This is a genomic window from Pseudomonas gingeri (assembly GCF_013385635.1).
Taxonomy (GTDB): Bacteria; Pseudomonadota; Gammaproteobacteria; order Pseudomonadales; family Pseudomonadaceae; genus Aquipseudomonas; species Aquipseudomonas gingeri_A.
The window spans coordinates 269581-288502 of record NZ_JACAPR010000028.1 but is presented as its reverse complement, the minus strand read 5'-3'; the positions used below and the strand labels follow the sequence as shown (position 1 = coordinate 288502).

General features: G+C 63.4%; 13 protein-coding genes. 7 read left to right on the top strand and 6 right to left on the bottom strand.

Annotation, left to right across the window (positions count from 1 at the left end; translation table 11 throughout):
* The 3 genes from HX851_RS29675 to HX851_RS29665 all read left to right on the top strand — a co-directional run.
* A partial coding sequence (locus HX851_RS29675; RefSeq protein WP_177066364.1) for a non-ribosomal peptide synthetase occupies window positions 1-6281 on the top strand: 6281 nt, incomplete at its 5' end.
* A gap of 104 nt (window positions 6282-6385) precedes the next feature.
* Window positions 6386-7537, top strand: coding sequence for a macrolide transporter subunit MacA (macA, locus tag HX851_RS29670; RefSeq protein WP_177064885.1), 1152 nt, complete (start codon window positions 6386-6388; stop codon window positions 7535-7537).
* A gap of 2 nt (window positions 7538-7539) precedes the next feature.
* On the top strand, window positions 7540-9498 hold the full coding sequence (locus HX851_RS29665; RefSeq protein WP_017127152.1) for a MacB family efflux pump subunit: 1959 nt from the start codon (window positions 7540-7542) through the stop codon (window positions 9496-9498).
* Window positions 9499-9581: 83 nt separating this feature from the next.
* On the opposite strand, the gene HX851_RS29660 is transcribed toward HX851_RS29665, so the two are convergent.
* Entirely contained in the window at window positions 9582-10301 is a 720-nt protein-coding gene (locus HX851_RS29660) for a helix-turn-helix transcriptional regulator (protein ID WP_177065004.1), read from the bottom strand.
* Between the two features lie 185 nt (window positions 10302-10486).
* Here HX851_RS29660 and yfcF point away from each other — a divergent pair, with 185 nt between their 5' ends.
* Entirely contained in the window at window positions 10487-11122 is a 636-nt protein-coding gene (yfcF, locus tag HX851_RS29655; protein ID WP_177064887.1) for a glutathione transferase, read from the top strand.
* Window positions 11123-11138: 16 nt separating this feature from the next.
* On the opposite strand, the gene HX851_RS29650 is transcribed toward yfcF, so the two are convergent.
* The 5 genes from HX851_RS29650 to HX851_RS29630 form a co-directional block, all read right to left on the bottom strand.
* Entirely contained in the window at window positions 11139-11747 is a 609-nt protein-coding gene (locus HX851_RS29650) for a C39 family peptidase (protein ID WP_369680906.1), read from the bottom strand.
* Between the two features lie 35 nt (window positions 11748-11782).
* Entirely contained in the window at window positions 11783-13042 is a 1260-nt protein-coding gene (locus HX851_RS29645; protein ID WP_177064889.1) for a transporter, read from the bottom strand.
* A 75-nt stretch (window positions 13043-13117) separates the two neighbouring features.
* The gene (locus HX851_RS29640; RefSeq protein WP_177059834.1) at window positions 13118-13609 is read right to left on the bottom strand and encodes a hypothetical protein; all 492 of its coding nucleotides are present in this window, start codon (window positions 13607-13609) and stop codon (window positions 13118-13120) included.
* Between the two features lie 43 nt (window positions 13610-13652).
* Window positions 13653-14174, bottom strand: coding sequence for a hypothetical protein (locus HX851_RS29635; RefSeq protein ID WP_177064891.1), 522 nt, complete (start codon window positions 14172-14174; stop codon window positions 13653-13655).
* A gap of 325 nt (window positions 14175-14499) precedes the next feature.
* Window positions 14500-15396: a DMT family transporter gene (locus HX851_RS29630; RefSeq protein ID WP_017127156.1), complete on the bottom strand. Its 897-nt coding sequence runs from the start codon at window positions 15394-15396 to the stop codon at window positions 14500-14502.
* Between the two features lie 121 nt (window positions 15397-15517).
* On the opposite strand from HX851_RS29630, the gene HX851_RS29625 reads away from it, so the two are divergent.
* From HX851_RS29625 to HX851_RS29615, 3 genes are all read left to right on the top strand, one after another.
* Complete coding sequence (locus tag HX851_RS29625; RefSeq protein ID WP_177064893.1) at window positions 15518-16849, top strand: aminotransferase-like domain-containing protein; 1332 nt, start codon at window positions 15518-15520, stop codon at window positions 16847-16849.
* Between the two features lie 97 nt (window positions 16850-16946).
* Window positions 16947-17852, top strand: a complete 906-nt coding sequence (locus HX851_RS29620) for a hypothetical protein (protein ID WP_177064895.1) — start codon at window positions 16947-16949, stop codon at window positions 17850-17852.
* Window positions 17853-18233: 381 nt separating this feature from the next.
* Entirely contained in the window at window positions 18234-18917 is a 684-nt protein-coding gene (locus HX851_RS29615) for an ATPase (RefSeq protein WP_177064897.1), read from the top strand.
* Window positions 18918-18922 lie beyond the last annotated feature (5 nt).

Below are 18922 nucleotides of genomic sequence, written 5' to 3'. Positions count from 1 at the left end.
TCTACACCTCGGGCTCCACCGGCCAACCCAAGGGCGTGATGAACGAACACGGCGCGGTGGTCAACCGCCTGCTGTGGATGCAGGACGAATATGGCCTGACGGCGCAGGATGCGGTGTTGCAGAAAACCCCGTTCAGCTTCGACGTGTCGGTGTGGGAGTTCTTCTGGTCGCTGTTCACTGGCGCACGCCTGGTGATGGCTCGTCCCGAGGGGCACAAGGACCCGCTCTACCTGGGTGAGGTGATCGAGGCACAGAACATCACCACCTTGCACTTCGTGCCGTCGATGCTCGATGTCTTCCTGGCCCATGGCGACACGGGCCGGTGCGCCGAGGTGAAGCGGGTGATCTGCAGCGGCGAGGCGTTGCCGGGCAGCGTGGTACGTCGCTTCAAGACGCAGTTGCCCAAGGCCGGACTGCATAACCTCTACGGTCCGACCGAAGCGGCCGTGGATGTCACCGCCTGGGATTGCTCGGGCTCCGTGGCCCAGACCCCGGACAACACACCGATTGGCAAGCCGATTGCCAATACGCGGATGTACCTGCTCGATGGGCAAGGGCAACCGGTGCCCATGGGCGTGGTAGGCGAGCTGTATATCGGCGGGGTGCAGGTGGCACGGGGTTACCTGCATCGCCCGGAACTGACGGCCGAACGTTTCCTCAAGGACCCGTTCAGCCCGTTCGACAACGCGCGGATGTACCGCACCGGCGATGTCGGGCGCTACCTACCGGACGGCACCATCGAGTACCTGGGGCGCAATGACGATCAGGTGAAAATTCGCGGCCTGCGTATCGAGCTGGGCGAAATCCAGGCGCGCCTGGTCGGGCACCCGGCCATCGACGAAGCCGTGATCGTGGCCCGCGAGGATGTGCCAGGGGACAAGCGCCTGGTGGCGTACTACACCGGCGAAGCGCTGGCTGTCGAGGTCCTGCGCGTTCACCTGCTGGAAAACCTGCCGGACTATATGGTCCCAGCGGTGTTCGTGCATCTCGCTGCCTTGCCGCTGAGCCCCAACGGCAAGCTCGATCGCAAGGCCCTGCCAGCCCCGGACTCGTCGGCCTTGTCCAGCCGCGAATACGAGGCGCCGCTGGGCGACACCGAAATTCTGATGGCCGGGCTGTGGAGCGAACTGCTCAAGGTCGAGCGGGTAGGGCGCCATGACAACTTCTTCGAACTGGGTGGGCACTCGCTGCTGGCGGTCAACCTGGTCGGGCGCATGCGCCGGCTGGGCTTGTCGGCCGATATCCGGGTACTGTTCGGGCAACCGACGCTGGCGACCTTCGCGGCGGCTGTTGGCGGCGGTCGCGAGATTGAGGTGCCGGCCAACCGCATCGCCTCGTCCAGCCTGCGGATCACCCCGCAGGACCTGCCGCTGGTGGATCTGGACCAGGATACCATCGATCGCATCGTCGCCCGCATTCCCGGTGGCGTCGCCAATGTGCAGGACATCTACGGGCTGGCGCCGTTGCAGGCCGGTATTCTCTACCATCACCTGGCGGCTACCCAGGGCGATCCGTACGTGCTGCAGGCGCAGTTCGCCTTTGCCGACGAGGCTCGCCTGCAAGCGTTCGCCGAGGCCCTGCAACGTGTGATCCAACGCAACGATATCCTGCGCAGCGCGATGCTCTGGGACGGTCTCGAAGTGCCGGTGCAGGTGGTGTTGCGCGAAGCGCCGCTGGACATCGAGGCGCTGCTGCCCGATGCCGCGTGCGGCGATGTCCTGGACTACCTGCAGGAGCGTTTCGACCCGCGTCACTACCGCCTGGATATCACCCGGGCGCCACTGATGCGCCTGGTGCACTGCTGGGACCCGGCCCGTGGCGAGATCATCGCCCTGTTGCTGTTCCATCACCTGGTCATGGACCACGTGGCCCTGGATGTGCTGCAGCACGAGTTGCAGGCCTGCCTGCTGGGTCGGGGCGACCGGCTGGGGCCGGCAGTGCCCTATCGCAACTATGTGGCCCAGGCGAGCCTGGGCAGCGATGAGCAGGAACACGAGGCATTCTTTCGCGAAATGCTGGGCGATATCGACGAGCCGACCTTGCCGTTCGATCTGCGTGAAACGCAGGAGAACGCCGGCGAGGTCGACGAAGGCCAGCGTCCGGTCGAGCGTGACCTGAGTCGACGCCTGCGGGTTCAGGCGCGGCAGTTGGGCGTCAGCGCGGCGAGCCTCATGCACTTGGCGTTTGCCCGTGTGCTCGGGGCCTTTTCCGGCCGCGACCAGGTGGTCTTCGGTACAGTGCTGCTCGGTCGCTTGCAAGGTGGTGAGGGCGCCGAGCGGGCCCTGGGGGTGTTTATCAATACCCTGCCGCTGCGGGTCGACCTGGGCGATGAGAGCGTGCGCGATGCGTTGCTCGCCACCCATGCGCGCCTGGCCCAGTTGCTCGCCCATGAGCACGCGCCGCTGGCCCTGGTCCAGCGCTGCAGCGGCGTGGCGTCGAATACGCCGCTGTTCAGTGCCTTGTTCAACTATCGCCACGGTGCCGCAGCCACCCCGTCATCCGCGCAGAAAGCCACGGCCTGGCAGGGCATCCGCCTGCTCAAGGCCCGTGAGCGCAGCAACTACCGGCTGAGCCTGAGTGTCGATGACCTGGGCGAGGACTTCCTGCTGTCGGCCATGGCGCCACCGGGTATCGGCGCGCATCGCGTGTGCGAGGCCATGCATGTGCTGCTGGAGCAGTTGCTGGTCGCCCTGGAACAGCCGCCCGAACTGGCCATCGGCAGCCTGGCGGTGCTGGCGGACAGCGAGCGACGGCAGTTGCTGGAGACGTTCAATGCCACTGAACGCGAGTACCCCCGCGAGCGCACCGTGCATGCGTTGTTCGAAGCCCGGGTGGCTGCCCGTCCCGACGCGGTGGCAGCGGTGCACGGGGCACAGGTCGTCGTCTATGGCGAACTGAATGCCCGGGCCAACCGCCTGGCGCATTATCTGATCGCCCAGGGTGTGCAACCGGGTGACACGGTGGCGATCCTGCTGGCGCGTTCGCTGGACCTGCTGGTCAGCCAGCTGGCCATCAGCAAGTGCGCGGCGACCTATGTGCCGCTGGATATCCAGGCGCCGGCCGAGCGCCAGCTGTTCATGCTCGAGGACAGCCGTGCGGTGGCGCTGCTGACCCATGGCGGGTGTACGCTGGCGCATCCGTCGGCGCGGATCGAGCTCGATACCCTGGTGCTGGAAGGCATGTCCGAGGACAACCCGGACATCGCGCAATCGTCCGAGGCGGTGGCCTATATCATGTACACCTCCGGTTCCACCGGCACCCCCAAGGGCGTGCGGGTACCCCATCGGGCGATCAGCCGGCTGGTGATCAACAACGGTTATGCCGACTTCAACGAGCACGACCGCGTGGTCTTCGCCTCGAACCCGGCGTTCGATGCCAGCACCATGGATGTCTGGGGCGCGTGGCTCAATGGCGGGCAGGTGCTGGTGATCGATCACCAGACCCTGCTCGATCCGAGCGCTTTCGGCCAGGCCCTGAGTGCCGGTGGGGCGAGCATCCTGTTCGTCACCACGGCGCTGTTCAACCAGTATGTGCAGATGATTCCCGAGGCCCTGGCCGGGCTGCGGATGCTCCTCTGTGGTGGCGAGCGGGCCGATCCGGCGGTCTTCCGTCGCCTGCTGGCCCAGGCCCCGGCGTTGCGCCTGGTGCATTGCTACGGGCCGACCGAAACCACCACCTACGCCACCACGCTGGAGGTCAAGGCGCTGGCTGCGGATGCCCAGAGCGTGTCCATCGGCGGGCCGATCTCCAACACCCGCGTCTATGTGCTCGATGCCCGCCAGCAACCGGTGCCGGTGGGCGTGACGGGGGAGATCTATATCGGTGGCGAGGGGGTGGCCAAGGGGTATCTGAACCGTCCGGGACTGACGGCCGAGAAGTTCCTTGCCGACCCGTTCAACCCACAACCGGACCGCCTGATGTACCGCACCGGCGACCTCGGACGCTGGTCGGCACAAGGGCAACTGGAGTGTATCGGGCGCAACGACGACCAGGTGAAACTGCGCGGCTTCCGTATCGAACTGGGCGAAATCGAGACCTGCCTGGCGACGTGTCCCGGGGTCCGGGACACCTGGGTGCTGCTGCGCGAGGACGCGCCGGGCGACAAGTGCCTGGTGGCCTACTACACCGCGCAGGAGCCTTCGCCGGCACCGACGATCGGCGAGCTGCGCGCCCATCTGCAGGGCCATCTGCCGGAGTACATGGTGCCCTCGGCCTATGTGCAACTGGCCGCGCTGCCGCTGACCGCCAACGGCAAGCGGGACCGCAAGGCCTTGCCGGTGCCGACGCCGCAGGCCTGGGTCGGTCGGGTCTACGAGGCCCCCGCCAATGCCCTGGAAAGCACCCTGGCCGGGTTGTGGGCCGAGGTGCTGAAGCTGGAACGGGTGGGCCGTCACGACAGCTTCTTCGAGCTGGGCGGGCACTCGCTGCTGGCCGTACGGCTGGTCAACCTGCTGGAGCAGGCCGGCCTGCCGGTGACCCTGGCCGAGCTGTTCCAGCATGCCAGTGTCGAATCGCTGGCCACCTTGCTCGAGCAGCGCTCGCCACTGCCCGAGCGCGTGGAACCGTGGGTCGTGGTGCGCAGCACGGGGAGCCAGCCACCCTTGTTCCTGGTGCATGAATTCAGCGGCGCGGATCTGTACTTCCCGGCGCTGGGCCAGCACCTGGAGGGTGATTTCCCGATCTACGGCCTGCCCGGCGTGGCACCGGGGCAACCGCGCCTGGACACCCTGGAGTGCCTGGCGTCGCGCCTGCTGGAGGTGATCCGGACGGTGCAGCCCGAGGGCCCGTATCGCCTGGCCGGCTGGTCGTTCGGTGGGGTGCTGGCCTACGAGATCGCCCAGCAGTTGCTGGGGCAGGACCAGGTCGTGGCGTTCCTCGGCCTGATCGATACCTATGTGCCGCGCCTGACCGACCAGGGCAAGGCGCGCTGGTCCGATGAGCATGCCCATAAACGCCATCTGCTGCTGCAATGCACGGCCCTGGCGACGGTCGGGGGCAACCGGCAGGTACTGGAACAACTGGCGGTACTGGAGCAGGGCTGCGAGGCAATCGACTTCGACGACCTGCTCGAACATTGCCGGCAGCAGCAGTTGCTGCCGCAGGCGCTGGCCGATGCCAGCGTGGCGGAGCTGTGGCCGGTGCTGGATCGGGAAGTGGCCCACGGTCACGCTCTGGCCCATTACCGCTTGCATCCGATCGACCTGCCGGTGCACTTGTTCAGCGCCCGCGAGCGTCCGACCGAACTGTCCCGGCGCAGCGAATCCCATGGCTGGGCCGAGGTGCTGCCCGCCGAACGCCTGCGGCGCATCGAGGTGTCGGGGGACCATATGAGCATGATGCAGGCGCCGCATGTCCGTGAGCTGGGCCGCACCATTGCTGCGGCCATGGCCATGGCCATGGCCATGGCTGCCGGCACCGCGACCCGCGCGGCGCCACACCAGCCGTTGTTGACGATCCAGACCGGGCGGGCGGGACGGACGCCGATCTTCTGCGTGCCGGGGGCCGGGGACAGTGTCACCGGGTTTATCGGCCTGACCGACGCGCTGGGCGCGGACTGGCCGCTGATCGGCCTGCAGCCTCGGGGACTGGACGGTGCCGGGGCACCTCACAGCCGGGTCGAAAGCGCGGCGCGGCATTACCTGCAGGCCATCGAGCAGAGCCATCCGCACGGGCCGTTGCACCTGATTGGCCACTCCTTTGGAGGCTGGGTCGCCTTTGAAATGGCGGTCTGCCTGCAGGCCGCCGGGCGCGAGGTGGCGTCACTGACGCTGATCGACAGCGAGCCGCCTGGCGGTACCGGCGTGGTCGGCCGACCCTACACCACCACCGCAGCCCTGCAGCGGCTGATCGAGGCCATGCAACTGGCCTCGGGCAAGTCGCTGGGCATCGACCCCGTGGCCTTTGCCGCGCTGGACGATACGGTTCAGCTCGAGCAGTTGCAGGCGGGCATGGTGCGGGTCGGCCTGCTGTCGGCACGCTCGGCGAAGGAGGCGATGCACGGCCCGGCCCGCACCTTCTCCACCGCCTTGCGCACCCTCTATCGACCGCAGCAGCGCTACCGGGGAGTGGCCCGCCTGGTGCTGGCGCAGGACCCGACCCTCGACAGCGCCGGCAACCAGCGTGAGCAGGAGGCGATGATCCGCGGCTGGAGCCAGCATGTCGGCGAGCTACGGACCTGGTATGGGCCGGGCAACCATTTCAGCCTGCTCAAGGCGCCGGATGTCTCCCACCTGGCGGCCTGGTGGCTGGAGGGGGTGGCGCTGGGGGAAGGGGTTTCATGAGGGACTGGCCGGGGTCCTGCGGGTTCCGGGTGTTTTCAAGGGCTCTTTTTACAGTGGGGCCCGGCCAGCGGCCGGGCTCACCCTCAACGCATTGATGGTTACTTATGGAAAAGTCGAAGTTTCGCAAGATGGGTCTGGGTGTGTTGCTGGTGGCGGTCGCCGGGTTGATTGTCTACGCGGTGAAGGCGCCCGCCGAACCGCCGCAGTACCTGACCGCCACGGTCGAGCGCGGTGATATCGAGAACGCCGTCCTGGCCACCGGCCTGCTGGAGGGCATCAGGCAGGTGGATGTCGGCGCCCAGGTCTCCGGGCAGTTGAAGTCGCTCAAGGTCAAGGTCGGCGACAAGGTCAGGAAAGGCCAGTGGCTGGCGGAAATCGATCCGTTGGTGCTGCAGAACACCCTGCGCAAGGCCCAGGTCGACGAGGAAAACCTGCAGGCGCAACGCCGCTCGACCCAGGCCCAGCTCAAGCAGACCAAGGCGGTCTACGAGCGTTACCTGGGCTTGCAGACGGATGCGGCGATCTCCCAGCAGGATTTCGAGACGGCCGAGTCCAACTACGAGGTGCAGCGCGCCAACCTGTTGTCCCTCGATGCGCAGATCAAGAGCGCGCATATCCAGATCGACACGGCCAAGGTCAACCTGGCCTATACCCGCATCGTCGCGCCGATCGACGGCGACGTGGTGGGCGTCGTCACCCAGGAGGGCCAGACCGTGATCGCCAACCAGCTGGCGCCGATCCTGCTCAAGCTGGCGGACCTGGACACCATGACCGTCAAGGCCCAGGTCTCGGAGGCCGACGTGATTCATATCAGCCCCGGCCAGGAGGTGTATTTCACCATTCTCGGCGAAGCGGACAAACGCTACTACGCCAAGCTGCGCGGCACTGAGCCGGCGCCGCAGAACTTCCTGGAAACCCAGACCGCCGGCGCCCCGAAACAGAACACGGCGGTGTTCTACAACGCGCTGTTCGATGTGCCCAACCCCGACCACCGCCTGCGCATCGCCATGACCGCCCAGGTGCGCATCGTCCTCGATACCGCCAGGGACGCCCTGAGCGTACCGGTGGCCGCCCTCGGGGCACGCAACCCCGACGGCAGTTTCCCGGTGCGGGTGCTCGACGCCAGGGGCATGGCTCTGGTGCGCAACGTGCACACGGGAATCAACAACAACGTCAAGGTACAGATCAAGGATGGCCTGCAGGAGGGTGATCGGGTGGTGATCGGCGAAGCGACGCCTGCCGTGGCGGGGGCCTGACGATGACGCAGCCACTGCTGGAACTCAAGGGCATCACCCGTCGCTTCACGGCCGGGGAGCGCGAATTCACTGCGCTCGGGAACATCGACCTGAGTATCGAGGCCGGGGAAATGGTGGCGATCACCGGCGCCTCGGGCTCGGGCAAATCGACGCTGATGAATATCCTCGGTTGCCTCGACTACGCCACTGCCGGCAGCTATCGGATCAATGGCCGCGAAACCCGCGACCTGGGCAACGAAGAGTTGGCCGAACTGCGGCGGGACTACTTCGGCTTCATCTTCCAGCGCTACCACCTGCTGCCGCACCTGAGCGCGCTGCACAACGTCGAGATGCCGGCGATCTATGCCGGCACTGGCGAATCGAAGCGCCATGGGCGGGCCCGCGAGCTGCTTGATCGCCTCGGCCTGGCCGGACACCTGAGCCATCGGCCGAACCAGCTTTCCGGCGGCCAGCAGCAGCGGGTGAGCATTGCCCGGGCGCTGATGAACGGCGGCGAGGTGATCCTCGCCGACGAACCCACCGGGGCCCTCGATACCCACAGCGGCAAGGAGGTGATGCAGATCCTGCTGGAGCTGCATGCCGCCGGTCACACGGTGATCATCGTCACCCACGATGCCAAGGTGGCCGCCAATGCCGAGCGGATCATCGAAGTGCGCGATGGCGAGATCGTCAGTGATCGCGCCAACGAACGGGCGGTGGGCGCGCCGTCGCAGGTCGAGCCGGCCAGCCTGGCGTCCCGTGGTGCGCGCCGGCTGGTGGCCAGCCTGGGCTTGTTCAAGGAGGCCTTCAACATGGCCTGGGTGGCGCTGATCTCCCACCGCATGCGCACCCTGTTGACCATGCTCGGCATCGTCATAGGAATCACCTCGGTGGTGTCGATCTCGGCCATCGGCGAGGGCGCCAAGCGTTATGTGCTCAAGGACATCCAGGCCATCGGCAGCAACACCATCGACATCTATCCGGGCAGCAGTTTCGGCGACAGTCGGGCCAACAGCATCGAGACCCTGGTGCCGGCCGATGTCCAGGCCCTGAGCCAGCTGTACTACGTCGACAGCGCGACCCCGGTGGTCGGGCGCAATCTGTTGCTGCGCCATGGCAACGTCGACGTCAACGCGCAGGTCAATGGTGTCAGCGACCGTTATTTCCAGGTACGCGGCATCAGGATGGAGGCGGGCATACCCTTCAGCGAGCACGATGCCCGGCGCCAGGCCCAGGTGGTGGTGATCGACCACAACACCCGGCTACGCCTGTTCGGGCCCACGGTCGACCCCCTGGGCCAGGTGATCCTGGTGGGCAACCTGCCGTGCACGGTGATCGGCGTGACGGCCGACAGCAAGAACCTCTTTGCCGCCAGCAAGCTGCTGAACGTCTGGGTCCCGTATGAAACGGCGGCGGGGCGCCTGCTCGGGCAACGTCACCTGGACAGCATCACGGTGCGGATCAAGGACGGGCAGCCGAGCAAGGTGGTGGAAGACAATGTGGTCAAGCTGATGTTGCAGCGTCACGGCACCAAGGACTTTTTCACCAACAACCTCGACAGCATCATGCAGACGGTGCAGAAGACCAGCCGTTCGCTGGCGTTGCTGCTGTCGTTGATCGCGGTGATCTCGCTGGTGGTCGGTGGCATCGGCGTGATGAATATCATGTTGGTCTCGGTGACCGAACGGACCCGCGAGATCGGTATTCGCATGGCGGTGGGGGCGCGCCAGTCGGATATCCGCCAGCAGTTCCTGGTGGAAGCGGTGATGGTCTGCCTGCTTGGCGGGGCGATCGGCATTTCCCTGTCCTTCGGTATCGGTTACCTGTTTTCGCTGTTTATCAAGGAGTGGCAGATGGTGTTCTCGATAGGCGCGATCATTACCGCGTTTATCTGTTCGACCCTGATCGGTATCGTCTTCGGCTTTGTCCCGGCGCGCAACGCTTCCCGGCTGGACCCGATCGAAGCGTTGGCGCGGGACTGAGCGAATCCGTCTCGATCGATCTGTGGACGGCCCCAAGGCTTGTTGTAGGAGCCGGCTTGCCGGCTCCTACAAGGGCGGTGGCGCTAGACGACGTTGAACGGTCCCGCCGTGGCGGACATTTCTTCCGAGGCATACATCCAGCGCATCAGTGAATGCCGCCCGCTGATGCCCATCTTGATCGCCGCGCGCTTGAGGTAGCTCTCGACGGTATTGACCTTCAACTGGAACCGTTCGGCCAGCTCGGGGGCAGTGCGCCCGGCGAGCAGGCCGACACAGACTTCCATTTCGCGATTCGAAAGGGTCAGCCCCGATTGTGACAGGCGATCGGCGAAACGCAGGCGCAAGGTCTGTAACCCCTGGCTTTCCAGGTTTTCCTGCAGCCCGGGTTGCTCGTCTGGCGCGGCGACCAGGGGTTGCAGGGCGCTGATGTGCTTTTCCACCATGGGCAGCAGCACGGGAGAGAAGTCCTGCAGGATGCTGCGTTCCCGGGCGGAAAAGCGCTGTGACTGGTTCGAGCGATACACGGAAATCATGTAGCTGTAGTCGTCCTTGCGCCGGGTCAGGTGCAAGGCCGACTCCTTGCCACTGGAGGCGGCGGTGAGCAGGTCGGTACGCCCGATCACCTCGTTATCGGCGTTTCTCGACGAGGCGGGGAACTCCGAGTCCGCCTGCACCTTGCGGATATGCGTGGCATCCACGGACAACTGGGTGAGGATCAGGTCGTGCAACATCCGTGGGAAACTGCGACTGCCTGTGCTGGCAATGACCTTGCCAATATGGGGGAACAGCAGTTGTGCGTTCATCATTTCATCCATGAGTTTCAGATTCTGGAACATTCGCTCTTCAGGAGAACGAGCCTGGAGCAGCGGCTTTTAACCTTAGCCGACCGGCAGGTATTCCGCTCGGGAATACACCCATGAAAATCCATGATTTTCCTTATCTGGGCGGATCTCGTAGCGTGATACCCACATCCAGAGGAGAGTTTGCCATGAACGATGCCCGTGCGTGCCTTTACGTTGATACTCAATTCACCAGTCCCTATGCCCTCTCGGTATTTGTGGCCCTGCGCGAAAAGGCTATCGACTTCGATCTGCATCCGCTGGACCTGGATTCCTCGGAGCAGCAGGCCGCGGGTTATGCCCGGCTGTCCCTGACCCGGCGCGTGCCGACGCTGGTGCTGGACGACTTTGCCCTGTCCGAGTCTTCGGCGATCACCGAGTACCTGGAGGACGTTTTCCCCCAGGCCCCGCTTTATCCACGGGAGCCCCGGCAACGCGCGCGGGCCCGGCAGATCCAGGCCTGGCTGCGCAGCGACCTGCTGGCGCTGCGTCAGGAGCGCTCGACCCTGGTGGTGTTCTACGGCCAGAGTTATGGCCCGTTGTCGGCCGCCGGCGAGGGCGCCGCGGACAAGCTGATCGACGCCGCACAGGCCCTGCTGGGCGATGGTCGTGAGTATCTGTTCGGTCAATGGTCGATTGTCGACGTCGATCTGGCGCTGATGCTCAACCGCCTGTTGCTCAATGGCGATCCGCTGCCGCCGGCCCTGTCGGCCTATGCGCAACGCCAATGGCAGCGGCCTGCGGTGCAGGAGTGGGTGAATCTGGATCGCCCGGCGCTGGCATGATCGAGCGCTGTCCCGGTCAGGGTCGGGATAGCCCTTGCAGGATCCTGACGGTATCGGTTTCCGGCGAAAGGTAGTGTCTGGCGGGAATGCCCAGGGGATGTTGGTCGGGTAAGCCGAAGCCCTCGCGGCTGACCATCAGGGTTTCGCCCTGCCATTCCCGGAGCAGTTGGTGCAACGGCATTCTCAGGTGGCCGCGAGCAGGATCGGCAAGGAAGGCCCGTCCCTGGCCGACCCCCTTGAGCACGACAAAATGATTGAGCTGCTTCCTGCGCAGCAGAATGATCACCGGGCCCTTCAGGGCATGCACGGCTTGTGGTGGTAGCAGTACCCCGTCAGCGGTGTAGCCCAGGTTTTCGGCGACCGACTTGAGGTCCAGCATCGAAAATCCATCGGTGACCCGCTCCAGCCTTTCGCTTTCCGGGAGGCGCAGGACGATATCCGCGAGGATCTGCGCCTCGGTGACCGGATCATCCAGATAACGATTCAGCAACAGCGAGAGAGCGGCCGCGCCGCAGGAGTAGTCGAGGGTCTGGCGCTGGATGCCTTGCACCTTCAGTTGGCTCATCGATCTGAGCGTCGGGCCGGTGGCGACGGCCTGGTCGCTGAACAGCGATAGGAGCAGCACCCCTAGTGCCGCGGTTCCAGGCAACCGGTGCCGATTCAATTCAAGCGTCTCTTGAGGTTGACCGAGATTGCCGCAGGGCCGCTATCGTCATTCAGACCGAAGGTGATTTCGGGTGAGATCACCCAGTCATCGGACACTCTATAAGACGCGATCAGGGAGAGGTCCAGCGGATCGGCATGGGATCCCTGGATGGTTTCGTGGTCGGCTCGGAGGTTGGCACGGTAGGCATGGGATAAGCGGCTACCCAGCGACAGTCGTTCGTTCAAGGCAAAGCCTGCCCCTATATAGCTCCTGAGTACCCAGCCGGGCTGCAGGTGGTAGCCGTCGATGGTGTTCGGGAAGTGATACTGATAGCTGACCCCACCGAACAGAATGGCGGGGTCGGTGGTGCGGACGAACGTCAGGCCGGGTGCGATGCTCCAGTGTCCGGAGCCGTTGTTCAGAGGGTCTTTCCAACGGTTTTCGATGTCGTTGTAGCGTTGTTTTCCCGTCGGTGCAGTGACATCGAGGGTGAAAGAAATTGCCGGGGCCTTGGTGCTTTCATGGAGGATCTGATACTGGGCACCAAAGGCGATATCGGCCATGCGCAACTCGTTGGTACTGCGCACGTATTCATTGCTGGAAACGTCCTGGATATGGCTGTAGGTGACAGGGACACTCAGATAACCCTCGACACTGGCAAATAGCCCGGCTCGGAGGGCGGATCGCAGTTCTAGTTGCCTGGCGGTGTAGGAGGATTTCTGGAAGTAGCCCGCCGTGGGCAGACCGTATTGTATTCGACTCTGTTTATAGGCGAGGCCCAGATCCAGTTCATATTCGCTCGGGGACAGGAGAACGGTGGAGCCCGTCAGGAAGTCGAGAGGGGGTTGGGTTTCTGCTTCCGATCCGTAGCGACTCGCTTCGCTGCTCACGGGCGTTTCCTCCTGTGAGGCGTCCGGGAAGAAGCGGGTGAGACTGGTTATTCCTGAGGCCTCTATGACGGTTTCGCCAAAAGTGGCCGATTGTAGAATCGTCTGGTTTTCAGAGGTGGATTTCAACTGCCCCATGGCCTTGTCGCCATTTGCAAAGGTGATGTTGTATCGGGTATCGGTGCTGATTGACTGGATATCGGATAATGGAACGCTGACAGCGGAACCGTAATGGGTTTCGAAGATACATAGCCCATTAGTGAGTGAGATAAGTTTTCCAGAGAATCTGTCGCCGTTCTTGAGCCCGATACTTTCCGCCAGCGCCAGTGGAGTTTCCCAGAGATAGAACAAGCTGCCTGCCGCAGCCAATAGGCTGAAGTGATTCATCGGTTAACCCCTTGCCTTTGTGACTGTTTCCGGAAAGCCACGGGCAAGATGCCTGTGGCTTTTACTGATCGGGTGTTACCAGGAAAAGGTGGAGACAGGACGGTTCCAGCTGGACTCCCTGAAACCGAAGTTTTTGGGTGTACCGTTATCGTTCAGGGCTTGGTAGTGATAGTCGACCACGGTTGCATTACTGGCGCTCCAGTTTCCGCCGGGCGCGTCAGACTTGTCTGCGAGCCAGCGGTCACCGGCGATTTTATGCTCTACGCCATTTTCGTAATGTAGAAATTCTTTATGAGGCTCCCATTCGCTACCCACCGAATAATAAGACCTATAGTCGCGTTCATTGCCAAAGCGCTTCAGTCTTATGTTATATATTTTCATGCCTTGCGTTACGCTCGGGTAAGGCTGATCCATGATCAATCCGCTACCCTTGATTTCACTCAGGCTTTGGTCGCTCAAGGCTGTAGCTCGAATGCCTTGTGCTTCGAGTGATTGAAGAATCGGAGTTTTCGCCATGCTTAAACTTGGCAAGAAAAATAGGGCAAGCGCCATGTAATGGTATTTCATATCGAGCTCCATGTTTTTGATGCTCACCAAGGGAGCGGTGTTTTCAGGAAGGACGAATGCCTAGTTTTGTCACAAATTCGAGCATCCGGGGATCGGCCTTTATTCCTTCAAGGAACGCTTGGTGCAGTTTTTCGTTTGCTGATTTTGAGTTCAATGCTGCATTGATACTTTTTTCATCAGTGAGGCCGTGACGTTCATACAGGCTATGAATGTGGGCATCCAACAACGAGAAATATTCAGTGCATTCTCCCGATGACAGGTTTGAAAACTTCAGATTCTCGGGATATGTCCAGTTTGCTGGCGCACCGATAATGTCTGGAGCCCTGATGTAATGAGCGGTCAGCCAACTGGGTACTCCGCCCTCGGGAATCGGCGGATCCACGGCGTCATCTGATGCCTGGATACCGGCAGTGCTGAGACTGACCTTGTCCGTCTTGTTTTGCGTATCCGTGAGTGCGCCGATTGAAAACGTATCCTGCTGGGCCGACCGGGAGGTTTTTGCTGTATGGGTATAAGGGTTGTACCCGGATAAAGGCAAGGCGCCATTGGTATTGATGATGTTCATATCTACTCCTGACAGTGCGGCGGTGCGGGGCACGCCGGGTGAGTTCATCTGTGTGGGGGTACAAAAGAAGCGATGTTTATATGGATAAGCTGGGTCGCTACTTTTGTAAGTAGATATTTAATATGATTTTGCAGAGGCTAATAACTGGCCGAACGGATAGGTTTTTTGTTATTTGGAAATAATGAAAATCATCCTGGCTTGCTGCTTGAATAAGTGTGGGATATCTCTGTAGTTATCGGCCTACATGGATAGGTGAGCTGGACGAGACGGGATGTTCCATTGTACCGACAGCGAGATCCGGCGACTGGCGCCGGACCCTGATTCCCTACCTGGAAAACTTCTTCGCCCCTGCCACGCACAGGATCACCGCCACGGTCACCGCCAGCATGCCCAGGCTGACCTGCTCATGCAGCAGGGTGGCGGCCAGTGCCAGGCCGAAGAAGGGTTGCAGCAGTTGCAACTGGCCGACCGCGGCAATGCCGCCCTGGGCCAGGCCGCGATACCAGAACACGAAGCCGATCAGCATGCTGAACAGCGAGACGTAGGCCAGGCTGGCCCACGCCGCCGGGGTGATGCCCGAGAACGACGGCGGGGCGATCAGCCATGTCAGTGGCAGCATTACCGGCAGTGACAGCACCAGCGCCCAGCAGATCACCTGCCAGCCGCCGAGGGTCCGCGAGAGCTTGGCACCTTCGGCATAACCCAGGCCGCAGACCAGAATCGCCAGCAACATCAGCAGATCACCGGCCGGCGCCGCGCTGAGCCCCTGGGACAGGGCATAACCCACCACCAGCAGGCTGCCCAGGACCGAGAACAACCAGAACACCGGGCGTGGCCGCTCGCCTCCGCGCAACACGCCAAAGGCGGCGGTAGCCAGGGGCAGCAGGCCGACGAAGACAATGGAGTGGGCCGAGGTCACATACTGCAAGGCCAGGGCGGTCAACAGCGGGAATCCGAGGACCACCCCCAGGGCGACGATCCCCAGCGACAGCCATTGACCGCGGGCAGGGCGCCGCTCCCGGAACAGCCACAGCATGCCCAGGGCCACCAGCCCGGCGATGCTGGCCCGGGCCACCGTGAGGAATACCGGACTGAACTCCAGCACCGCCAGTCGTGTGGTGGGCAGCGAGCCACTGAAGATCAGCACGCCGATAAAGCCGTTGAGCCACCCGCTGGCGGGTTTGCTGGTCGGCGGGTTTTGCAGGTTCGATGTCTGTTCCATTCAGGGCTTGCTCCGTACGGTTGGCCTGGGAGGGGTTGCGCCACCGCATCAGGGGTTGCACAAAAGGCATCCTAGGGTTGAATATCATGACAATCAAAAAATTGTCATGGATACATTCGCTATGCCACGCTCACGCTACAAATCGCTGGTGGACAGCCTGGCGGCGGATATCCGCTCCGGGCGTCTGTCACCGGGTACGCGCCTGCCACCTCATCGCCAGCTGGCCGCGAGCCACGGGCTGGCGCTGGTGACGGCCAGCCGGGTCTATGGCGAGCTGGAAGCCATGGGTCTGGTCAGTGGCGAGACGGGGCGCGGCACCTTTGTCAGGGAAACGTCGCTGCCACCGGGGCAGGGCATCGACCAGCCGGAAATCGCCGTGGGCGTGGCGGACCTCAACTTCAACTACCCGGCGCTGCCGGGCCAGTCGGAACTGCTGCGCAATGCGTTGCGGCAACTCGCGCTGTCGGGCGACCTGGAGTCCCTGTTGCGCTATCAGCCCCATGCCGGGCGCCAGCATGAACGTGCCTCGGTGGCCCGCCACCTGCAGGTGCGCGGGCTGGCGGTGACGGCCGAGCAGGTGCTGCTGGTCAGCGGTGCCCAGCATGGCCTGGCGGTGACGATGATGGCGCTGCTGCAGCCCGGCGATGTGATTGCCGCCGATGCGCTGACCTATTCCGGCTTCAAGGTGCTGGCCGAGGCCCTGCACCTGGAGATCCTGCCGATTCCGGTGCTCGATCATGGCCCCGACCTGGAGGCCCTGGATCGCCTCTGCCAGGGGCGACGCGTGCGGGCGCTGTACACCATGCCGACGTTGCACAATCCGCTGGGCTGGGTGCTGGACATGGGGCAGCGCGAGCACTTGGTGGCGATTGCCCGCCGGCACGACCTGCTGGTGATCGAGGATGCCGCCTATGCCTTCCTGGCTGAGGAACCTCCGGCGCCGTTGATCGAGTTGGCCCCCGAACGGACGGTCTATGTCTCCGGTTTTTCGAAGAATATCGCCACCGGCTTGCGGGTGGGTTTTGTCGTGGCGCCGCTGGACAGGGTGGCGACCTTGCAGCGAACGATCCGGGCAACCACCTGGAATACCCCGGGCGTGATGACGGCCCTGGCCTGTGCCTGGCTCGACGATGGCACGGTCATGCGCCTGGAGGCCGAAAAGCGCGAGGACGCCCGGGCCCGACAGGCGCTGGCGGCACAGGTGCTGGCGGGGTTGCCCTGTATCACTCATCCCTCGTCCTATTTCCTCTGGCTGCCGTTGTCCGAGGAGGCGCGGGCGGACCATATCACCCGCGAGTTGCTGGACCGGAACGTTTCGGTCTCGACCGCCGAGCCCTTTGCCATTTCCGCCCATGTGCCCCATGCCCTGCGTCTGGCCCTGGGGTCGGTGGAACTGGGTGCGTTGCGCGGTGCGCTGGAAAAGGTGAGGTGGGTGGTCGAGGCCTGTTCCTAGGCTGTGCAAGAAAACCGGCCGGGCGCCTGTGCTACCGTTGCCGCCCACCCCGTGACGGCTTGCGTGATGCGAGCCCGGGCAAGGACCGCCATTCGCTATGCCCGCCAACGAACATGAGTTTTACCTGCGCTTCCACACGCCTGACGCCCGGATCATCGCCCGCGATCCGTCGCCGATGCTGCCGCAGGAGCAGGCCTGGGCGCGTTATCAGGCTCGCGTTCACACCAGCGGCTGGCTGGAGTGGCTGATCCTGCCGCTGGTGATCGGGACCTGGTTGCCGGCGCTGCTCCTGTGGATTGTCCTGTCGCTCTATCAATGGCTGCTGGCGCCTGATTTCGATCCTGCCCGGCATTGGCCGGTGATCGTCGCGGGGCTGGTGACCAGCACGCTGCTGCTGGTCGGCGGTTGGGTGGCCTGGAATCGACGCTGTGCCGCGCAGGATCCGCGGCTGCGTTATTGGCAGGCCATGCCCGAGGCCGGAGAAGTCGAACTGGAGCAGCACCGCCTGGTATCCGCGATCAGCCTGTGGTCGAACGACTTCGATCCCGACCGGCACCAGATTCCCCAGTGGATCGATGGCCAGATCAGGGAAATGCCCGACAGCGGAATCTCGGAGTGGGTGCTGGCGCGGACGGTCGAAGGGCGCTGGCTGGTACTGCGCCAGCGCATCGCCGGGACTTTCCGTGGTTACGGCACGCAGGTACGCCCCACGGCGGACCGGCACTGGCAGTTGAGTCATGAGCTGGCGATTGTCTTTGCGCCGCGCACCAACCTGTCCCTGGGAATGCGGTTTTCCGCGGCGCCGCTGCTGGTCACCCGCACCGAGTATTGGCTGAACCCCGACGAGCTGGCGCGGCTGACCGCGGCGGCCCATCACTGGACGTTCTTTGCGCCGGACCGCTATGCCGTGGTCAATCCGGCGGAGGTGCCCTGGATCGAGGCGCTGGTGGCCCGGGCGCGGGTTTGTGCCGAAGGGCTGTCCGAGGGGCTTTTCGGCGATTGAACATTATCTGTCGGCCGAGGTGACTTTTGCCCGTGTTCAGACGCCTAAGTTATGTGTTCCAGGCTGAATAGTCCGCCGGGTTATAGCCAGGGTTGCGCTGCCTTCGAAGGTTGAATGCAGCCTGTCCGAAAGGTCAGAAAATGCCCGTGGCGCGTTTTGTCTCTGCTAGGCTCTTCCTGGAGTCATTGCGTGAGTAAAGCCGCCGCTCAGCGCCAGGGAGGGACGTTTCAGGACATCAGCCTGAGTGACGTCGACATTGCAGCTCGCTGCCTTCCACCATTCGTTCGGTTGATAGTGACCATCGAAAAACGCAAGTTCTGTTTTTCGGACGAAAGAGGAAGATAGCGTCATACTGAACCTGCTTCTGAAGGAACCCGAGCGATGAAAATTTCGACCCTGCTGGCTTTTGTCGCCATCCTCGGCACCGGTATGACCGCTACTTTCCCTGTCTCTGCCGCCAGCGCGGCAACCGATGACCAGGCCTGCCATTTCCTGCCCGTGGCCGACAGCAGCGCCAGCTTGAAACAGGCCCGCTCCGTGGGTGTGCTCTACAGCGAAAACACCGTCAACACACTCCAGTACCTCGAGCGCTACCACAGCGTGGCGTTGAACGGCGCGAAGAACGATGCCCTCGATTCGCGCATTAGCACGGCCTTCATCAACAGTTCCGACCCGAAACTGGCGATCGACTGGCTCAAGGCTTCGTTGCAGAAACAATTCACTTCGGTGACCGTCTACGACAACCTCGATGCGGTGGTCCAGGCCCGGCCCGACGTGGTGGTGATGCTCGACACCTACAGCCGCCTGGTGACCAAACGCAACAACCAGTTCGAAGCGCGTTTTGTCGCCAAGTTCTATGACTCGAACCTGCAATATATCGGCAAGGCCGAAGGCTCCACCGGCAAGGAACTGCCCTCGGTCTGGGTGCGTGGCAAGGCCGCACCGGAAATCGCCGCGCAGATCGACCAGCAGCGCGAACTGCAGGTCGATGCCCTGAAGCAGTTCGATGCTTCGCTGAAGGCGCTGGTGACCTCGGGTGATGCCGACCAGGTAGCGACCAACTGACTGTC

Excerpts from the sequence above, each read along its gene's own strand:
- macA (WP_177064885.1), top strand. The coding sequence starts at position 6,386 with ATGGAAAAGTCGAAGTTTCGCAAGATGGGTCTGGGTGTGTTGCTGGTG.
- HX851_RS29665 (WP_017127152.1), top strand. The coding sequence starts at position 7,540 with ATGACGCAGCCACTGCTGGAACTCAAGGGCATCACCCGTCGCTTCACG.
- HX851_RS29660 (WP_177065004.1), bottom strand. The coding sequence starts at position 10,301 with ATGAACGCACAACTGCTGTTCCCCCATATTGGCAAGGTCATTGCCAGC.
- yfcF (WP_177064887.1), top strand. The coding sequence starts at position 10,487 with ATGAACGATGCCCGTGCGTGCCTTTACGTTGATACTCAATTCACCAGT.
- HX851_RS29645 (WP_177064889.1), bottom strand. The coding sequence starts at position 13,042 with ATGAATCACTTCAGCCTATTGGCTGCGGCAGGCAGCTTGTTCTATCTC.
- HX851_RS29640 (WP_177059834.1), bottom strand. The coding sequence starts at position 13,609 with ATGAAATACCATTACATGGCGCTTGCCCTATTTTTCTTGCCAAGTTTA.
- HX851_RS29635 (WP_177064891.1), bottom strand. The coding sequence starts at position 14,174 with ATGAACATCATCAATACCAATGGCGCCTTGCCTTTATCCGGGTACAAC.
- HX851_RS29630 (WP_017127156.1), bottom strand. The coding sequence starts at position 15,396 with ATGGAACAGACATCGAACCTGCAAAACCCGCCGACCAGCAAACCCGCC.
- HX851_RS29625 (WP_177064893.1), top strand. The coding sequence starts at position 15,518 with ATGCCACGCTCACGCTACAAATCGCTGGTGGACAGCCTGGCGGCGGAT.
- HX851_RS29620 (WP_177064895.1), top strand. The coding sequence starts at position 16,947 with ATGCCCGCCAACGAACATGAGTTTTACCTGCGCTTCCACACGCCTGAC.
- HX851_RS29615 (WP_177064897.1), top strand. The coding sequence starts at position 18,234 with ATGAAAATTTCGACCCTGCTGGCTTTTGTCGCCATCCTCGGCACCGGT.